This window comes from Acinetobacter sp. YH12135 (assembly GCF_013418565.1).
GTDB classification, from domain to species: Bacteria; Pseudomonadota; Gammaproteobacteria; order Pseudomonadales; family Moraxellaceae; genus Acinetobacter; species Acinetobacter towneri.
Genome location: NZ_VPBU01000011.1, coordinates 49,205 through 67,929, shown reverse-complemented (window position 1 = coordinate 67,929; position 18,725 = coordinate 49,205). Strand labels below are relative to the sequence as shown.

14 protein-coding genes and 4 pseudogenes are annotated in these 18,725 nt (G+C 37.6%); 7 read left to right on the top strand and 11 right to left on the bottom strand.

Translation table 11 applies throughout. From position 1 onward, the window contains the following. Together queG and bioB are read left to right on the top strand one after the other, a co-directional pair. Nucleotides 1-1,101: a tRNA epoxyqueuosine(34) reductase QueG gene (gene queG, locus FTU70_RS08045; RefSeq protein WP_218946844.1), complete on the top strand. Its 1,101-nt coding sequence runs from the start codon at nt 1-3 to the stop codon at nt 1,099-1,101. A 288-nt stretch (nt 1,102-1,389) separates the two neighbouring features. After that, entirely contained in the window at nt 1,390-2,382 is a 993-nt protein-coding gene (gene bioB / locus FTU70_RS08040) for a biotin synthase BioB (RefSeq protein ID WP_104851863.1), read from the top strand. An 85-nt stretch (nt 2,383-2,467) separates the two neighbouring features. Here bioB and FTU70_RS08035 read toward each other — a convergent pair whose 3' ends face one another. The 6 genes from FTU70_RS08035 to FTU70_RS08010 all read right to left on the bottom strand — a co-directional run bounded on the left by FTU70_RS08035 (nt 2,468) and on the right by FTU70_RS08010 (nt 6,884). Beyond that, nucleotides 2,468-2,677 carry a hypothetical protein gene (locus tag FTU70_RS08035; protein ID WP_004976903.1) on the bottom strand — a complete coding sequence of 70 codons (210 nt, stop codon included), beginning with the start codon at nt 2,675-2,677 and terminating at the stop codon, nt 2,468-2,470. Between the two features lie 665 nt (nt 2,678-3,342). Further along, nucleotides 3,343-4,086, bottom strand: a complete 744-nt coding sequence (locus FTU70_RS08030) for an adenosylcobinamide-GDP ribazoletransferase (RefSeq protein ID WP_180060425.1) — start codon at nt 4,084-4,086, stop codon at nt 3,343-3,345. Further along, nucleotides 4,083-4,688, bottom strand: a complete 606-nt coding sequence (locus tag FTU70_RS08025; protein WP_131261637.1) for a histidine phosphatase family protein — start codon at nt 4,686-4,688, stop codon at nt 4,083-4,085. The genes FTU70_RS08030 and FTU70_RS08025 overlap by 4 nt, the downstream gene beginning before the upstream one ends. Beyond that, on the bottom strand, nt 4,685-5,743 hold the full coding sequence (gene cobT, locus FTU70_RS08020) for a nicotinate-nucleotide--dimethylbenzimidazole phosphoribosyltransferase (protein WP_180060424.1): 1,059 nt from the start codon (nt 5,741-5,743) through the stop codon (nt 4,685-4,687). The genes FTU70_RS08025 and cobT overlap by 4 nt, the downstream gene beginning before the upstream one ends. Beyond that, entirely contained in the window at nt 5,740-6,261 is a 522-nt protein-coding gene (gene cobU / locus FTU70_RS08015) for a bifunctional adenosylcobinamide kinase/adenosylcobinamide-phosphate guanylyltransferase (RefSeq protein WP_180060423.1), read from the bottom strand. Before cobU ends, cobT begins: the two co-directional genes overlap by 4 nt. Beyond that, on the bottom strand, nt 6,258-6,884 hold the full coding sequence (locus FTU70_RS08010) for a 2'-5' RNA ligase family protein (RefSeq protein ID WP_096901204.1): 627 nt from the start codon (nt 6,882-6,884) through the stop codon (nt 6,258-6,260). The genes cobU and FTU70_RS08010 overlap by 4 nt, the downstream gene beginning before the upstream one ends. 279 nt (nt 6,885-7,163) lie before the next feature. Here FTU70_RS08010 and tehB point away from each other — a divergent pair, with 279 nt between their 5' ends. The 3 genes and pseudogenes from tehB to FTU70_RS07995 form a co-directional block, all read left to right on the top strand. Then, nucleotides 7,164-8,030, top strand: a complete 867-nt coding sequence (gene tehB, locus FTU70_RS08005; protein WP_180060422.1) for an SAM-dependent methyltransferase TehB — start codon at nt 7,164-7,166, stop codon at nt 8,028-8,030. Nucleotides 8,031-8,352: 322 nt separating this feature from the next. Then, nucleotides 8,353-9,600, top strand: a complete 1,248-nt coding sequence (locus FTU70_RS08000; protein WP_019384262.1) for an integrase family protein — start codon at nt 8,353-8,355, stop codon at nt 9,598-9,600. 103 nt (nt 9,601-9,703) lie between these two features. After that, nucleotides 9,704-10,180 (top strand): annotated as a pseudogene (locus tag FTU70_RS07995) (IS5-like element IS17 family transposase); the annotation flags it as partial. A gap of 53 nt (nt 10,181-10,233) precedes the next feature. Here the strand turns inward: FTU70_RS07995 and FTU70_RS07990 are convergent. The 5 genes and pseudogenes from FTU70_RS07990 to FTU70_RS07970 form a co-directional block, all read right to left on the bottom strand. Continuing rightward, nucleotides 10,234-10,695: pseudogene (locus FTU70_RS07990) on the bottom strand (IS5-like element IS17 family transposase); the annotation flags it as partial. 134 nt (nt 10,696-10,829) lie between these two features. Beyond that, nucleotides 10,830-12,092, bottom strand: coding sequence for a hypothetical protein (locus FTU70_RS07985; protein WP_373685326.1), 1,263 nt, complete (start codon nt 12,090-12,092; stop codon nt 10,830-10,832). Nucleotide 12,093: 1 nt separating this feature from the next. Beyond that, nucleotides 12,094-13,986: an AAA family ATPase gene (locus FTU70_RS07980; protein WP_180060421.1), complete on the bottom strand. Its 1,893-nt coding sequence runs from the start codon at nt 13,984-13,986 to the stop codon at nt 12,094-12,096. A 104-nt stretch (nt 13,987-14,090) separates the two neighbouring features. Beyond that, on the bottom strand, nt 14,091-14,873 hold the full coding sequence (locus FTU70_RS07975) for a hypothetical protein (RefSeq protein WP_180060420.1): 783 nt from the start codon (nt 14,871-14,873) through the stop codon (nt 14,091-14,093). Nucleotides 14,874-14,884: 11 nt separating this feature from the next. Further along, nucleotides 14,885-16,936: a hypothetical protein gene (locus tag FTU70_RS07970; protein ID WP_180060419.1), complete on the bottom strand. Its 2,052-nt coding sequence runs from the start codon at nt 16,934-16,936 to the stop codon at nt 14,885-14,887. 161 nt (nt 16,937-17,097) lie between these two features. Between FTU70_RS07970 and FTU70_RS07965 the strand changes: the two are divergent. Further along, nucleotides 17,098-17,599 (top strand): annotated as a pseudogene (locus tag FTU70_RS07965) (transposase); the annotation flags it as partial. 89 nt (nt 17,600-17,688) lie between these two features. Beyond that, nucleotides 17,689-18,722, top strand: a pseudogene (locus FTU70_RS07960) (IS3 family transposase); the annotation flags it as partial. Between the last annotated feature and the right edge of the window lie 3 nt (nt 18,723-18,725).

The following is an 18,725-nucleotide window of genomic DNA, read 5'->3' as shown; positions in this document are numbered from 1 at the left end:
ATGGCAACATCCACCACTTCAGCACATATTTCTCTGCATCAAGACGATCCAGCCGCCTTGAAAGCGTGGATTAAAGCTCAAGCTTTGGCGCTTGGTTTTGCTGATTGTGTCATTGCCAAACCAGATGCTCAAGCAGAATTAGCACGTTTTCAGGAATATTTAAAACGTGGCTATCATGGCGATATGAAGTTTCTAGAAGAAAATTTAGACAAGCGCGCTAATCCCACACTGTTAGTCCCGAATACAAAAAGTATTATTTGTGTGCGGATGAATTATTTGGTGGAAACACCACGTCCACGACACATTCCCGATGCACCTAACTCTGCAATTATTGCCCGTTATGCACGTGGGCGCGATTATCACAAAGTCATGCGCGGACGCCTAAAAACTCTTGCCACCCGTATTCGTGAAAAAGTGGGGAATTTTGAATCACGCCCCTTTGCGGACTCAGCCCCGATTTTTGAAAAGTCACTGGCAGAAAGTGCTGGTATGGGTTGGACAGGTAAACATACCTTACTGATTCATAAAAAATCTGGATCTTTTTTTGTATTGGGCGAGTTGTTTACTTCACTAGATTTGCCTTTTGATCCGCCTGCAACCTCGCATTGCGGTTCTTGCACAGCCTGCATCGACATTTGTCCAACGCAGGCCATTGTTGAACCTTATATGTTGGATGCGCGTAAATGTATTGCTTATTTGACCATTGAATATCAGGGTATCATTCCTGAAGAATTACGTCGTGGTATTGGTAATCGGGTGTTTGGTTGTGATGATTGCCAACTGATTTGTCCGTGGAATAGCTTTGCACAAGTCACCACGGTGGAGGATTTTCATCCCCGACATGCCTTAGATCAGGTCAGCTTGCTAGATTTATGGCAATGGGATGAAAGCACATTTTTAGCCAAAACCGAAGGTAGTCCATTACGTCGTACAGGCTATCAAAGTTTTATGCGTAATATTGCAATCGGGCTTGGAAATGCCCCATTTTCAGCACAGATTTTACAAACTTTGCAGCAAACGCGTGCACAGCATAATGAGATTGTGCAAATCCATATTGATTGGGCGATTCAGGAACAACTCCTTAAACAGTCTAAATTTTAAACAAAAATCATATCCAAAACCGTGCGATATTTTGACTGCAGGTTACTTGCCAATTTATGCAGTTAACTGAATTTTAGTGACCAATTCATTGCAAAATAAAAATCCATAAAAATAAATTTTGCAGCTAAATAACAGTAAAATTGCTTAAGTTTGCGACTAAATCGACTGCATATTTTTGTTTCCACACTGTCGAATATTAGCCATGAAATTGGGAGATTATGCCTTTCTGATTCAAACTATTTGTGTATGATACAGACTATGAATAATAGGGATGATGGACTTTTACTTATGTCAGTACGCAATGATTGGACTCGAGAAGAAATTCAGCAGTTATATGAACAACCTTTTCTGGATTTAGTCTTTGAAGCACAGCGTGTGCATCGCCAACATTTTGCTGCCAATACCGTACAAGTCAGTACCTTATTGTCTATTAAAACAGGCAAATGCCCTGAAGATTGCAAATATTGCTCGCAATCTGCGCATTATGATTCACAGCTTGAAGCTGAAAAACGTATTGCAGTTGATAAAGTCATTCAGGAAGCCAAAGAAGCATTAGCCTCAGGCTCTTCACGTTTTTGTATGGGCGCTGCTTGGCGTAATCCGCATGAACGTGATATGCCGTATGTTTTAGAAATGGTGCGTGAAGTCAAAGCTCTAGGCTTAGAAACTTGCATGACTTTAGGGATGTTGAATCAATCTCAGGCAGAACGCTTAAAAGATGCAGGTTTGGATTATTACAACCACAACCTAGACACATCGCGTGAATATTATCCGAATGTCATTAGTACTCGTAGCTTTGATGACCGCTTAAATACTTTGGATATTGTGCGTCAAACAGGTATGAAAGTGTGTAGTGGCGGTATTGTCGGTTTAGGTGAAGATACCCAAGACCGTATTGGTTTGTTACATGAATTGGCGACTTTACCGTTACACCCTGAATCTGTGCCAATCAATATGTTAGTTCCGATTGAAGGTACACCACTGGCTGAAGTCGAAAAGCTAGATGTGATTGAATGGATTCGTACTATTGCAGTTGCACGTATTATCATGCCAAACAGCTATATTCGTTTGTCTGCAGGGCGTGAATCGTTGTCTGATTCAGATCAGGCATTGGCATTTATGGCAGGTGCGAACTCGTTATTCTCAGGTGAAAAACTTTTAACTACACCAAACGCAGGCGAAGGCAAAGACAAACAATTGTTCCAAAAGTTAGGCTTAGTGCCTGAACGTGCTAAACCAACGGTTTCTGAATTGTCGGTAGATGCGATGGCAATGGCTTAAAGTTTTAGCATCCATCCAAATGTACAAAGTCCCGCAAAGGGACTTTGTTTTTTATGCAGCAAAATAAGTTTATGCGGCAATGCTTTTAAGAGGTGATTAAAATTCCGTAACTGGCATTTAAATACTGCCCTGTTTTAATAATATCTACCCCGTTGGCATGTTCTACCGTCAGTTGTTGCTGAATCGCATCATAATAAAACCGATCATAACAGTCCTGATGATGCAGCAACCACGTCAAAGTATCTGCTAGATTGTCATCTACAATATACGTTTTTTCTTGAAAGTTTTTAGCCATAAATACGGTCAGTTCAATATTTCTAGGTACTGGATTTTAAGCGGAATACCTTGTGGGATAAAGTGTGCGGAGGATAGAAAATTTAATTGTGCACTTGTATAAATCAAACTTCGTACAGCATGAGAAGTCTCCCCACCAAAAGAGGTGGGAATGATATATGTAGTTTTGAAGATGGATAAGTGCAGTCTAATCTATACATGCAGGCAAGACTAAGCAAAATATTCAGGCTATTAGCCTAAAATAAAAAAGTGAGTCATAAAGACTCACTTGGTTTTAATACAGATTCAATACTTAACATTATTGTGTCTTAGAATCCCCACACTTACGACACTCTAAATGCGCCCCGATTTCTTCCATTGCGTCATATTCATAAATATGGATACAGAAAATTTGCTTTAACAGTTTGATCATAAATGACATTCCTTTTGATTTTTATACATCACGTTTGTGATCTCATCCTGAGATACAAATGCCATCAAGGCTGATTGACATAAACTACTATTATCATATTTAAAAAAAATAGCAAATCTAATTTAGGAACTTTCCGACAAATGACAAATTCATCTGCATACTTGCTGAAATTGAGTGCATAAATAGCTGTAAATTCATTCGCTTATATTATTTCAATTTTCAGCGCACTTGAAACAAGAAAAACTGCTCAAAAGCTAATTTATTAAAAACCAAAGAATCGCAATAGCCAATAACATCATGCTTTCTGTTATTTCAATACTCGCACCAACGGTATCGCCCGTAATTCCACCTAAACGCTGCATAAATTTATATCGCAAATACAAGGTGCTAAGGATAAAAGTCAGAACGGTCACCAAACCCGCCCATCCCCAAAGCACTCCTGCAAGCAAGGTCAATGCGATCACAATTTTTGTGCCTGTTTTAGGCAAATGTGCCTGAATAGCAGTGCCTAAACCATTGGCACGTAAATAAGGCGTGCTTAAAAATAAAACCAAAGCGCTTAATCGTCCCAATACGGGTACAAACAGCAAAAATGCCAAATACTGTTGTTCGAGCAATACATACAACGCAGACCATTTTAATAAACAGCAGATCAGTAAGCTCAATACTCCAATCGGGCCGCTGCTTGGGTCTTTCATGATGTTTAAGCTACGTTCAGGATCACCAAAACCGCCGACCCATGCATCGGCAGTATCAGCCAGTCCATCTAAATGTAAACCACCTGTCAGCCAAATCCAGAGCACTAAAATTAAGCTGCTACTCAGAACCAAAGGCAAGAATTGCAATAAATGCGCCATCCCCCACAGCGCAGCTCCAATTAGTAAGCCAACGAGCGGATAAAACAGCAGTGATTGTGCATTTTGCGCTGCAGTTGGCATCTGTTTTAAAGAAACAGGAAAAGTGCTCAGGAATTGCAAGGCAATCCAAAAAGGTGTCATGTTTGCCCCTGCATGCAAATGTTGCCATTGGGATGTAACTGGAATGAACTCAATTGCCCCAACGCTGCAGACATTTTTAAAATATCGTCTAAAGATTTTTTCTGCGCCAATACTTTGAGCAATTTAATTACCCCGCCATGCGTGACCAATAACACACGTTTAGGTTGTTGCTCGAGTTGTTGTAAATATTGGTTGAGATCGGACAGACCTTGCAAAACGCGCTGCTGAAAATTTAGCAAAGATTCTGCTTGTGGCGGACTAAATTGGGTCGGTGTCATCCAAAATTTAGCTAAATCTTCAGGGTATTGTTCATATAAGGTTTGAGTGGAAATAGCTTCCCATGCACCAAAATGCATTTCCTGAAATTGTGCATCAATATACAGTGGCAATTGCTGTGCTTGCGCAAAGGTCTGAGCAACCTGCAGACAACGCTGTAAAGGTGAACTTGCCACAACATCCCATCGCTGTCCTGTAGCTATTGCCGTGTTTAAAGTCTGCTGCATGTCTTGCCAACCTTTTAAAGTCAAAGCATCATCGGTTGAGCCACGCAAAGTATGACCCAATTCTGTTTCGCCATGTCTTAATAGGTCTAGCATGATCATAAAGATACTTTCTCACCAATAACCGCAGCTTCGGCAAAAGTCGCCATTTGATTATGCAAGGCACAGGCCAGTTGGATAATGCCCAATGCCGCGCCCGCACCGCTGCCCTCACCTAAGCGTAAATTTAGATGCAGCAAGGCTTGTGCACCTAATGCTTCTAATAAGCGACGATGTCCATATTCAGCCGATTGATGCCCAAACAACATCCATTCTCGGACTTGAGGATTTAAACGCACTGCAACTAATGCAGCAGCACTGCTGATAAAACCATCCACCACCATCGGCAAGCCCAACTGCGCACAGCGAATATACGCGCCCACCATTGCAGCGACCTCCAATCCACCAACTGCACATAAGGCTTTAAAAGCATCATCTTGCACATAGTTCTGATGTAGAGCTAAAGCAGCATCAATCACCTGTTTTTTATGTTGCAATTGTGCAGTGTCAATTCCTGTGCCTATGCCAGTCAAGGCTTCAGCAGGTTCTTGTAATAAAAAGCAAGACAAGGCTGATGCCGAACAGGTATTTCCAATACCCATTTCACCTGCGACATAAATCGAGGCCTGCTGTGCGATGGCATCTTCCACACTTTGACGTCCAAGTGCCATCGCATCTGCACACTCTTGTTCAGTCATGGCGCGGGTTTTAGCAAAATTCGCTGTGCCTGCACGAATACAATGCCGCTCTACTCCTGCATATTCATACGCTTCCCCGACCGAGCCGCAATCCACCACTTGTAAATGCGCCTGATATTGTCGGGCGATGACGCTGATACATGCCCCACCTGTAGCAAAATTTTGTAGCATTTGCCGAGTCACGGCTTGGGGATAGGCGGAAATATTTTCTTCCATCACGCCATGATCGCCTGCGAAAATACATATCCACGGACGTTCAATATTCGGCTGCGTTGTTCCTTGCAAAGCCGCCAGTTGAATCGCAATATTTTCCAATGCTGCCAATGAACCTGTTGGTTTGGTCAATTGAAGTTGTCGTGCAATTGCCTGTTGTTTCATCTGTTCATTTGGCTTTTGACACGCTGCAAACCACCAAGTCATTTCTTCTCTCCTTTTAAAAGCATTGGAAAACCTGCGACACAGAACTGCACTTTGTCTGCAATTTGTCCCAATTGCTGATGTAATCGCCCTGTTTCATCGACAAATTTTCGGGTTATTTCGCCCATCGGTACAACGCCCAAACCTGTTTCATTGCTCACTAAAATAATATCGGCTTGCAACTGAGGTAAAACTTCGAGCAATGCTGAAATTTGTTGTTCGGCAAAGCTTTCTGCAGATTGCATCAACAAATTACTCATCCACAAGGTCAGACAATCTACTAAAATCACACCATTCGGATGATCTAGCATCTTTAACTGCTCCGCCAAATACAAAGGCTCTTCGCACAATTGCCAAGTCTGCGGACGCTGTTGTTGATGATGCTGAATCCGCGCCTGCATTTCTGCATCGCCCGCTTGTGCAGTTGCTACATAAATGACGGATTTGCCAAGTTGCTGCGCGGTTTGCTCAGCCATACGGCTTTTACCCGAACGCGCACCGCCCAAAATAAGTTGAATCACATGTGCTCCAAAGGAAATTGATGCGTGCTAAATAGCTGACCTTGTAAAGTGTGTGCCTGATAATAACCAAAATTTAAATGATGGATATCTAAATCGAAATATTGCACGGGGAGATTTTGAATACGCTGCAAAATCAAATTGGTTGAACACGCTGTTTGATATAAACCCAAAGTAATATGTGGATGATACTGTAAAGCTGCGATTTCAGCCCCGCCTACGCTAAGTGCCTGACGTATACGCGCCAGTTGCTGTGATTGATCTTGCACTTCTACAAATAAAGCACTATCAAAACTATTGATGCCGCCCACTTTCAGTTGAAAAGGCTCTAGTTGCAACTGCTGTAAGGCTTGAACTTGTTGTTGAAATTGTGACTCGAGAAAGTCATCTTCCCAATGCTTTTTTGCTGCATAAAACCCACAAATATATAAGGTGATATGAAACTGGCGAGTGTTTGGGCGAAATAATACATCTGAAAATTGCTGTTTTAATTGTTGTAAATAACATTCTAAAGCTGGATGTTGAACAGCTAAATACCAAAGCACATAACGCTCACGCCCACGATGCCATTCAGGATAATCATGCTGCTGTGTTGGAATAACGTACTGATTGGCTTGAATAAACACGGGATAATTCAATAAATTAAAACAGCTTATGGTAAAACATTCACAACTGAATAGACATGAAAATCATGCAATTTGAGGTGAATATTTTTCAGTTTGGTATTTTAACCATCTACATCATTTAAATAATTTTGATTTTAATGAGATGGATAAAATTCAGAAGATGGCTGAAACAGGTCTGCAATGTTATGCTGAAATGAAGATGATATTTTCTAATCTACACAAGACACTACATTACTGTGAAGCTTTACCCCATCAGAATCGGTATAACTGGAGTTTATGATGCAACAAGAATTGATCTGTTATAAACAACTTCCTATTTGGAATCATGACTCAATTCCACAAGGGTTTAAAAAACAACACAATACCCAAGTCGGCACATGGGCGAAGTTGACTATTTTAAAAGGCGAATTGCATTTTTCGATGCTGCATGAATCTGGTGAAGTACAATCTGAGCATATTTTTTCCGTGGAAAATCAACCACCATTTATTGAACCGCAAGCGTGGCATAAAATTGTATCTGCCAGTGATGATATTGAGTGCCAGCTTAGTTTTTATTGTTTGCCTCAAGATTATTTTGTCAAAAAATACAAATTAAGCCCAACCCATTCTGAAATTTTAATGACACTTCCACAGTTAACCGTGGGTAAAGCTTTGGATGTTGGCTGTGGTACAGGCCGAAATGCGCTGTATTTGAGCCAAAACGGTTTTCAGGTGGATGCTTGGGATGTGAACCCAGTGAGTATCCAAAAATTAAATGAAATTATTGCTACAGAACAGATTTCATCTATTCAAACTACTGTGCGGGATTTAAATCAGGATGCCACAATTACGGAGGAAGATGACTTCATTAACTGTACAGTGGTGATGATGTTTTTGGCGCCTGAAACCATTCCTACGCTTATTCAGCACATGCAGCAAGCGACCAAACCACAAGGCTTTAACTTAATTGTTTGCGCGATGGATACTGAAGATTACCCCGTGCAACAAGACTTCCCTTTTAGTTTTAAAGCGGGTGAGTTAAGTGCATATTATGCTGATTGGGATATTGTGAAATACAATGAAAATGTCGGTGAGTTGCACCGCACAGATGCAGATGGCAATCGCATTAAACAGCGTTTTGCGACGTTGTTGGCGAGGAAGAAGTAGATGTGCACGTGGAATCTTAAATGAATAAGCTTTTGAGCTGCTCACAGACTACATTTCAATTGCGTACATAAAGCTTAAAATAAAAAACCACTTACGATTAGTGCACGTAAGTGGTTGTTTTATATGGTGGGCCCAGACAGACTTGAACTGTCGACCAACGGATTATGAGTCCGTTAACATAGCAATTAAAAATCAACAAGCTGCAGATATAAAATCAATATTATCATATATTTATATAATTTTAAAATTTTATTATTCACTCTTTTTGTTGATTAATATATATTGATTTTGCTTACTACTTGCTTACCAGACGCTTACTAGAATGAAACTAACAAAACCCACAATTGATAAAATTGATTGCTCAGACCAAACTAAACCAACTTTCTTTTGGGATGAGAAAACACCTGGATTTGGTGTTAAAGTTACACCTAAAAATAATAAAAGCTACATTTTCCAAGGTCGTATTGGTCTTCAAAACCGTCGTATCAAAATTGGTGACGTTGATATATGGAAATTAGATGATGCTCGTAAATATGCACAAGAATTGGCGATTATGTGCCATAAAGGGATTGACCCATTAATCGAGCGTAAGAAAGCTTTAGCTGATAATAAAGAACTGCTAAAACAAGAAAAGCGTAAAACTATTAAATTTAAAGATGTATGGTTTGAATATTTAAAAGCAAGACAACCTAATTGGCGACCAAGAAGCTATCAGGACCACATCGAATTATCTAGAGGTGGTTACGATCCTGAAAATAATAGTGTTTATACTAGTCAACCCATTTTTCAACTCTTTGAGTATAAACTTTCTGAATTGACTGCAGATGTATTTTGCGATTGGCTTGATCACAATAACTTCCGTCCAACAACATCAGCTAAAGCATACCGACTTACACGAGCTTTCCTAAATTGGTGTGAGGAACATGAGGATTATGAAAACTTAGTTCCTCTAAAATCATACAACTCTAAAAAAGTTAAAGATAAAGTGCCTTCTCCCAAAGCCAAAAATGATTGTTTGATGAAACAACATCTAAAACCATGGTTTGAAGAGGTAAATAAGTTAACCAGTAGAAAAATTGCGATTTTTTTAATATGTAGTTTAATCACTGGTTGCCGAAAGAATGAGCTGCTTTCATTAAAATGGACAGATGTTGATTTTCGTTGGAAAACAGCAAAAGTCAGAGATAAAATTGAAGATGAAGGTCGCCTAATCCCTCTAACTGGATATGTTGAAAGCTTATTATTAGAACTAAAGAAAAATTCTGATTCTAAATTCATATTTAGCAGTAAGGGCGCTGAATGTGGCCATATTGTTAATCCTTACGATAGCTTAGAGAAAATATGTAAAAAACTAAATATTGAACTTACTCCCCATGGATTGAGGAGATCATATAAAACGTTAGCTATTTGGGCAAAAATCAATGAAGGATCTTTAGCACAGATATCAGGTCATAAACCAAGTGCATTAGTTGAAAGACACTATATCGTACGACCTATGGATATGCTACGAGAAACACTGCAAGAATATGAGGACTGGATTTTGCAACAAGTGCGAAATGGCATTAATTGAAATACCTCGACACGGAATTAGGTCGACCACTTGCCCAAGTTACGCCTTAAATTCGGCTCAATTAGGGCGCTTTGCATTTCAAATCTTTATGCAACAAAGCCGTATAGATGCCAAAACCCTTCAAATACGCGCTATTCAACTCACTACAAATAATGTGAGTGATTCACAAGTACTTGGTGATTTACTCGATCAGATTCCTCAAGATGAGCAGATTGACTCTGTTTATACCGATGGAGCTTATGACACCAAGCAATGCCGTCAGGTCATTGCAGATCGGCAAGCACATGCGGTGATTCCACCTAGAAAAAATGCGAAACCATGGAAAGATACAAAGAGTAGCTCGCTAGCGCGAAATGAATTACTTCGAACAGTTAAACGTTTAGGCAGGACACTATGGAAAAAATGGTCAGGCTATCATCGCCGCAGTTTGGTGGAAACCAAGATGCATTGCATCAAATTATTAGGCGATAAATTAATGGCAAGAAGCTTTCCTAGTCAGGTGAATGAGATTCATGCACGTGTAGCAGTCCTCAACAGATTTACGGAATTAGGTCGACCAGTTACCCAAGTTACGCCTTAAATTTGGCTCAATTAGGGGCGCTTTGCATTTCAAATCTTTGTGCAACAAAGCCCATCTATACCAATATGAAGTTTACGCCATTGGCGACGATATTCAGGTCCATGTTTCTTGCGTTTCCATTCGCCCTCACCTAGAAACTTCATGCCTGTAGAGTCTATGAGTAGATGCAGCCCATCGCTACTTTTTTGGTAGCTGATTGCAATATCAATATGCTTTTGTCTTCTACAAAGCGTACTGTAATCTGGTGCGGTCCAATTTAATCCACAAAGTTTAATCAGACTTTGCACAAAGCCAGTGACCATACGTAAAGATAGACGGAATAAGGATTTAATCATTAAGCAGCATTGGATAGCTGCGTCGGAGTAGGTTTGATTTCGCCCTTGTTTGCCTTTTGATGGAGCATACCATTGCGTAGCAGGATCAAACCAAATGGCAATATTTCCGCGACTCATGAGTGCTCGGTTATATGCGGGCCAATTGGTTGTACGGTAGATTTTGTGTGTAGGCTTCTTCATTTGAAAATTATATCGCTGAAAAAGCCTTTACAGATAGGTTTGTGCAACAAAGCCCTTTTAAACTCAATTATTTTTTTGGGGGATTACCAAAGAGTTTCTTTGTATAAGGAAACTCCTGTACTCAAAACACAAATTTATAGTGTAGGTAACTTTACAGGAATCTTATAAAATTTAGTAAATTGATCAATTGAATGAACTTTTAAATTTTTAGGTAAGATTCTAGAAGAATTTTGGTCTGGGTAAATGATTAAGCAATCCACAACAATATCTTGCATATCTTCATCCGTGTAACCCAAGCGTTTTAAAATTTTTCGATCTCTAGCATATCCACATATCTGTCTTATATCATCAGAATTAAAACGATTTTGATATTCATCATTATTCTGATAAATACGCTTATATTTGGTATCTATCACCATCTTTTCAGATTCAGTAATTAAAAGAAAATCCGGTTCACCATAATTTCCCTTCGCCTGAAACTGGATTTTACTGCCATATTGTTCTTTCAATAACCCCAATACATAAAGTTCAAAAAGCTTCGGCATATCAATCCAGAAAGGTGGAACTCTTACTACCTTTTTATCCATTTCTCGAATGTTATAACCGAATCTCTTTATAATCATTTCTGCTAAATCAAGTGCTTCTTTATATTCCTTAAAAAAAGCATTAATTTTTATTTTTTTTATCGAATTAAGATCAAAAAACGAGTCATCCACCTCATAGAATGCAGGTTTACAAAAGCTTAGGAGTAGCAAAAAACAATCTGAGAATTGCCTATATTTCGCTAAGTAAAATTCTACAAATTTTAAAGCAGATTTTAAAATTTTATTTTCAATAGAATCGACACCATAGACTTCAAAATTACATATAGTCTTATTAAGTCTGTTCTTTACGATATTTTGTTTTAAAGTCTTTGAAACAAAAACTTTGCCTTTGATCTTAGAACTTAAATTCTGTTCTACTCGGTAATATGACTTTTTTAACCCTTTTCGAACTACCGATTTTAGAACTTGCAGATACCTGATCATTAACAGTGGTGTAATTAAATCCTGTTTCTGATTTATCTCGATATATTGTTCATCAAACTTAATTTCGTACAAATCCTTTGAATGTGCTGATATATCGGAATGTTTCATACATGAGAATAACATATGAAAATAGTCAGTTTCTTTTCTCTCCTCATTCAATTTTGGAGCTACATAAATAGCTATGTCATTCTTTTTAAGCCAATCAACACCGACATAATAATTAGTATGTAACGTAATAATACCTTGACTAAATTTAAACTCTATACACTTTTTTTCCTTATTATTACAAAAAATAATTTCTTTCATATTTGTCAAGTTATCTACTGAAATATCAATAGGTAAATGTTCATATGTTTGATGTAAGTTCACTTTAGACCTTTAAATTTTCAATATGTACTGCAGCGGACTCTAGTAGAATTCCATCTTTCAAATATTCTTTTAATATTGGTTTAATTTCGAAATCCAACTTAACTTTTAACTCATTTTCATCTTTGGTTAAGAAGTAACTATGCCCAATCATCACATCATTCGGTTTAAAATCTGGAGATAAGTAATCATTACCAAAAATTAATTTAACGTCATTAAATAATTGTTTGGCTTTGAGATTATTGATAATACTTTCATCAGGAAGAATATCGACAAATGCAAATCGTCTCCTAATCGCATAATCAATATGTCCTACAGATCGGTCAGCTGTATTCATTGTGCCAATGATGTATAAATTTTTAGGTAAAGTTATATTTCTTTCTCCCTCAAACTCATACATAGACGTTACTGCGTCCCCTCTGTACTCTAGTGCATAAATAAGTTCACCTAGTACTGACGGTAAGTTAGCCCTATTAATTTCATCAACAATTAATACATATTTTCCATTCGGATTATCTTGTGCTTTTTTAGCAAACTCAGCTAATACTTTATTTTCTACCTTATAGGTTATATTGCCACTGTCATTCGTTTCAGCAACAATCCCTCTCACAAAGTCTTCATAAGAATATGCTGGATGGAATTGAATGATCTGATATTCCCCCTGGCTTATCACTTCATGTTCTTGGTTAATGTCTTCTCCAGTTTTCAAATTAAAATTTGAAGATAATATATTTGAAAACTCAAAGGCTGTAATGTCTAAATTAAACTTGGTTTTCTTATCTACATAAACTTCATAAAGCTTTTTATTTTTTTCGAATACATTTAGCCCCGCATAATTCACTTTGAAAATTTTTAAGGAGTGATCAATCAATTTTTCACTATTGATTGGAAAATATTCCTCAGGAAAGTAAGTATTTAAGATTTTTAAAATTAAACTGTCACCAAAATACTTTGCAGTTTTATCAACATTTTTTTGATTTACTAAGCTATGAAGTTCTTTCGCAACGTCCTTCATTGCTTCTTCATCATTGGCTACTTCCTTAACAAATCCATGCTTACTATATTCTTGAGCACTCTTTTTCCAATAAATTTGGTATGAACGAGATGTACCTGGGAAATAATAACCTAAAGGTTCAAGCCCTCTCTCGAGCCACCAGCAGAAATTATCTCGCTCACCTGTACCCGTACAATATTTATCTAAGGTTAGATTGTTTAGATTTTCTTTAGGGAATTGTTCTAAAAATTCATCGCGAAGACGTTGATGGAGTTTTCTAGTCGCTTGAATATGTTCGTTAGTAGAATCAAATTTTTCAAGCTCTCCATCAACAATTTCTTCTGGATGACCAATAGTTTCTGGCTTAATCAAATCTTCTGCTATTAACTTTGCTAATCGAGTTTTTCCAGTTCCTGGAGGACCTTGTAATATGATTTGATGTTTGTACTTGAGCAAACTAATACTAGTATCCATTAAAACTTTTCCAACTATTGTTTTATACCAAAAATTTATAAATGCTGAATTATTAGCAACTTCTATAGTAGTAGGTAGATATAATGAATCATTCCAATTTGAATTGAATTTCTTTTTAAATTGAACTTTATAAAAATTACCTTCCAAAGATAATATTTCAACCTTTCTTACAAGGTCAAACCAAACGCTATTATCTTGATTGTTATAACAATCACTTAAGACTTTTACTAAAGCTAGAGGTCCATCACTTCTAATTAAGACAACATCGCCAACTTTGACCTCTTTCTCAAATTTTTGTGGCTGTCCTCTATCATTTTCCCATTGAACTCCTAACCCTATAACACCTTTTTCTAGAAGAATTCTTTTTGCCTCATCACGGTTAACTGCTTGACTATCACTAGGATGAAGTTGCATATGCCAAAAATTCATTTTTAACAGAAACTCTTATAAATAACTTATTCCAAACAGACATATCATCGATTATATGTCTGTACCACTTTATGAAGAGCACTCGGTAAGTGCTCTATTTTGCATTAAGACTTCTGCTCAATTTTCAATGAATCTCCACCAATAATCTGCGCCGTTGCATTATAAGGAAGATGTGCATTTACATGCATCACCTGTTCAATGTGCTCGATACGTTTAGAAATGACGGTATCAATATGGGTCTGCATTTGCTTCTTACTTTCAACAACAGAGGCAACGACAATATGACAACGTTCATTCAGTTTCTTCAACTGTTCTGTCTTGAAATCAAAATGCTTTGCCATTTCTCGGTCAATACCACTCATATAAAGTTTTCGGCTGTCTGATTCCTCCGGAAATTTGTTTGCTATATCCAACATCTGCGGAACTTTTGAAAACATAAAGTCGTCATTTTCGATGTCTTTTCCCAGATCAGCATACATTGCTTCAACTTTCTGAACTTGTTCCTGACTACCGTTCTCCAAGAGAACCAAACGCTCTTCAGCGAGTAAATTGACCTCTTTAAGCATTTGCATCATTGAGCCTTGCATCGCCTGAAAGCCTTTGCATCGAGCTTCAATCATCACTGCTTCCAGACGAGCATTGACTTCCATCAATTCAAGCTGAGCATTTTTCACTAAATCAACACGTTCATTTTCAAGCTTCGCAACTTCTACTTTATCTGGATCATAGTTGGTCACTGTAGAGCTTGTAGAAGTGGACGTTGAATAGGAACCGCCATAGTCTCGATCTCGTCCCCCCCCACTATTTGATGAAGACTCGCTTAAAAAACTACCAACAGCACTTGCTGCACTGCTCACAAAACTACCAATTGAACTAAACAACCCCATTATATTTTTCCTTATTTCATTAATGCTTTACGCATTTTAAAAATCAATGTATTCACGTCTTTTTCACGTTGTGCTAAAGCTTCGCTGTAACTTTGAGCATCTTGTAAACATGCTGCTAAGTTTTGCTGCTGAACTTTACGTAATTCTTCACTCATGATTAAAATAACATCATCACGCTCTATAAGCTGTTCTTTGGCTAAAAAATCTGTGATTTGATTGACCACGCCTTGTTGCCAGACCTCACTAAAGCGTATTAACCAGATTTTTTGCGCCGTTGTTCTAGTATTAAAGATGATCTTTTCCAACTGTTGCATGAACTGGTGAACTAGTTTTGTTAGCTCTTGTTCTTTTTCAAGCTTCTCTTGACGGTGCCCATTCGCTTGGAAAGCATACGTCGTATGAATACCTAAACGTTTTTGTAGATAGAATTGGTCTAATCCTGATTGATACTGTTCAATACATGGCAATACATCAAGTACAGTTTGTTCATCTATAATTTTATTCAAGCCCGCATCTAACAATGGCTGAATCTGTTTTAAAAGGGATAACCGTTCACTACGCCATTCAGCAAACCACTTCGTGATTTCTTCAGCTTCAATGCTATTGTCTAGACCTAGCTGTATTAAGTCTTGCTGATATTTATCAATTAGAATGAAATATTCTTCTGCTGATTTGCGTAGAGCACCTACAACTGTTTTCACAAAATCGAGTGATTCATCCAACCATTCCATTTCTTTTAATGTCTTGGTACACAGTGTTGCTGTGTGTTCAGCAAGCAATTGAAAGCTTGGACGTACTTGTTGTTCAAGCTTTGCTAGTCCAAGCAATGTATTGGTTTGCTCTAAATTGAGAGAAATCTGCTGAGATTCTGAAAATAAATTAATTAAGTTTGAACGTAACGGCGTTAAGCCTATATCAAGACGTTTTTTTAGCTGTTGTAATTGCGATTCAAATAACTGCTTTTCTTCAGCAGTCACATTCATACTTACAGTTATCTTTTTATTTAGCTCCTGCTTTAATTCAAGGGCAGTATTCATTAGATCTAGATTGTCATTTTCCCATTCATCAATTTTACCTAAAAGACTATTCAGCCATTTTTGTGCAGAAAGACTGTACTGCCACACAGATTTATTGATTTCATCAATATTATAGTTTTGTATTTCAACAAGAAAGTTATAAGGCACTTTACCCACATTTGATACCGCCGCATTTGACAGATCATCATAAGTTAGACCAAGACCCAAAAGTTTTTTCTCTAATTGTCTTTTTTCATAGTAAATTTCAAAAATACTATTGTACTCATCACATTGTTTCTTAGCTATATTGAATCTGTTCTGATAATCATCATTGGATTCATTGTGAAACTGATCCAAGAAGGGCTCAAAAATCGGCATCCATCCTTTATCTATAAAGAAATTCAAAATTATTTTGCTTTTTTCCTTTCCGATCATACTCGGATGATCTGGTAATAATTTTGGATTATTCAATACCCTCAGTACAGGGAATACACTATGGTTTAAGTAATTCTGATAATTTCCTGTGACATACCAAGAAAAAGAATCATTTGTGCTGAAGCCTGTTATATAGTTAATCTTTTTTAATTGGCCTAATTTATCTATATGCTTTGAAATAAATATTCCAGTCGCCTTAGATCCTCTAAATTTTTTTGGATAGTCAAATTTTAAATTATGTGAGCCTTGTTTAAAAAAATATGAACCTTTAGTTCTATCAGTTTTCTCATCATAATAAAAAATCTCAGATAAAATTTCCCATCGCCCTTTTTCAATATCGTTAGGTCCATAAGATTTTTTTACCTCGTTCCATTCACGATAGGCAACATGTTTAACGTGGTTAAAATTTGGAAATAAAAAACCAGTTCTACGATCAAATACAACAAATGGCTTATTTTTAAAAGTAAACCAATTCTGCTCTTCTATAGCCTCATATAAAGTATCCTCTACATCACCATAGGCAAATAGTTTCTGATTTACTTCGATCAACTGCACTTTTAATCCATTTATTTCTTTTTGATCGTCATATTTGATTTTAGAAACTGTATTCACATTACCCCCTAACATTTAAACTATTTTTTAAAAACTCTTCTGTTCTTTATTCACCGACCCATCATAAATAACCCGAATCGCGGATAAGAAATTGACTTGAAAAATAAGAGGACTAGAGCCATCAGTTGAGTTACCACACCAAACTCACAACTCTAGTCCTGATGTTCAATAGTACCGAATTATTTTGCGTAATTGATGATTTTTTCTTAAATTTGAAGCAACTTATTGGGAGTTTCTCAAACAAAACCGTGATTCCCTAAGAATCAGAACTGCTCAACTTACAATTTCAGAAATCTGATTTATTGCCATTTGGTACAAATGCTCTCATTTCAATAATTTCACAGCCTTTTCACCTGGTTAAAAGAAGATAAAAGCCATTTATTTAAGTACTCGTCTTGCTATCAAAGGATGATTCATCTGATCAAAAGGCATGAATTAGCACTGCATGCCCTACATGTGGCACTGATGAAAGGCCAAAGTACACAATATTTATGGATTGATTCAACAACTCTGCCAGTTTGTAAAAATCAACGTATTCAGCGTCATAAATCATTAGTCCAAATTGCATCACGTGGTAGGAGCTAAATGGGCTGGTTTTATGGCTGTAAATTACATATTGCGATGAACCAATTTAGTGAAATTGCCTGTTCTGCTTTATCGAATGTGATGTGGGTCTAGGATTTTAGACCAGGCCTATAAGTGATAATCTACTCCCCAATAAGCATGGGAAATGCTTGTTTTTGGAGTCAATCATGACACGAAGAAAACGTCGTAATCATTCAGCAGAGTTTAAAGTTAAAGTTGCTCTGGCAGCAATTAAAGGCGACCACACACTCGCTCAACTTTCTACTCAATTCGATTTACATCAAAACCAAATCATTGATTGGAAAAATCAATTGCTTGAACAATCGTCAATATTTTTTCACGACCAACAGCACAACAAGAACCAGAGATTCACCTCAAAGCTTTACATGCCAAGATAGGACATCAGGCATTGCAAATTGATTTTTTAGAAGGTGCGCTCAGAAAAATAGGGCAGCTGAGCGTCAAAAAATGATCGATAAGACCCATCAACTTTCGGTACGACAACAATCGCAGTAGGTTGTATTACAAGCCCAAAGAGATTTCATCAACTGATTTGAGTTTGATGCGTCTGATCGATGAAATTCATCTCGACTATCCATTTATGGGCAGTCGAATGATACGAGATATGCTACAGCGTCAAGGACATCAAATAGGTCGGCGTAAAGTCCGACGTTTAATGCGCTTGATGGGAATACATGCCTTGTATCCAAAACCCAATACCAGTAAGCCTAATCTTGCACACCGTATTTTCCCATATCTGTTGAAAAAAATGCTCGTAGATCACTCTAATCAAGTCTGGTGTACAGATATCACGTACATTCCTATGGCTAAAGGCTTTGTCTATCTGTGTGCAGTTATAGATTGGCATAGTCGTAAAGTACTGGCTCATCGTGTATCGATCAGTATGGAAACAGACTTTTGCGTAGATGCGTTGCAAGAAGCAATTGTGAAATATGGTTGTCCTGAAGTCTTTCATACAGACCTAGGCAGTCAATTCACAAGCGAGGCATTTTTGAATGAGTTAAAATTGCGAAATATCCGTATAAGTATGGGTGGGAAAGGACGATGGATGGATAATGTGATGATTGAGCGGTTATGGCGCAGCGTGAAGCATGAGGAAGTCTATTTGAAGGCTTACGATACGGTTAAACAAGCGAAACAATCAATTGCTGAATATTTGGATTTTTATAACATGATGAGGGTG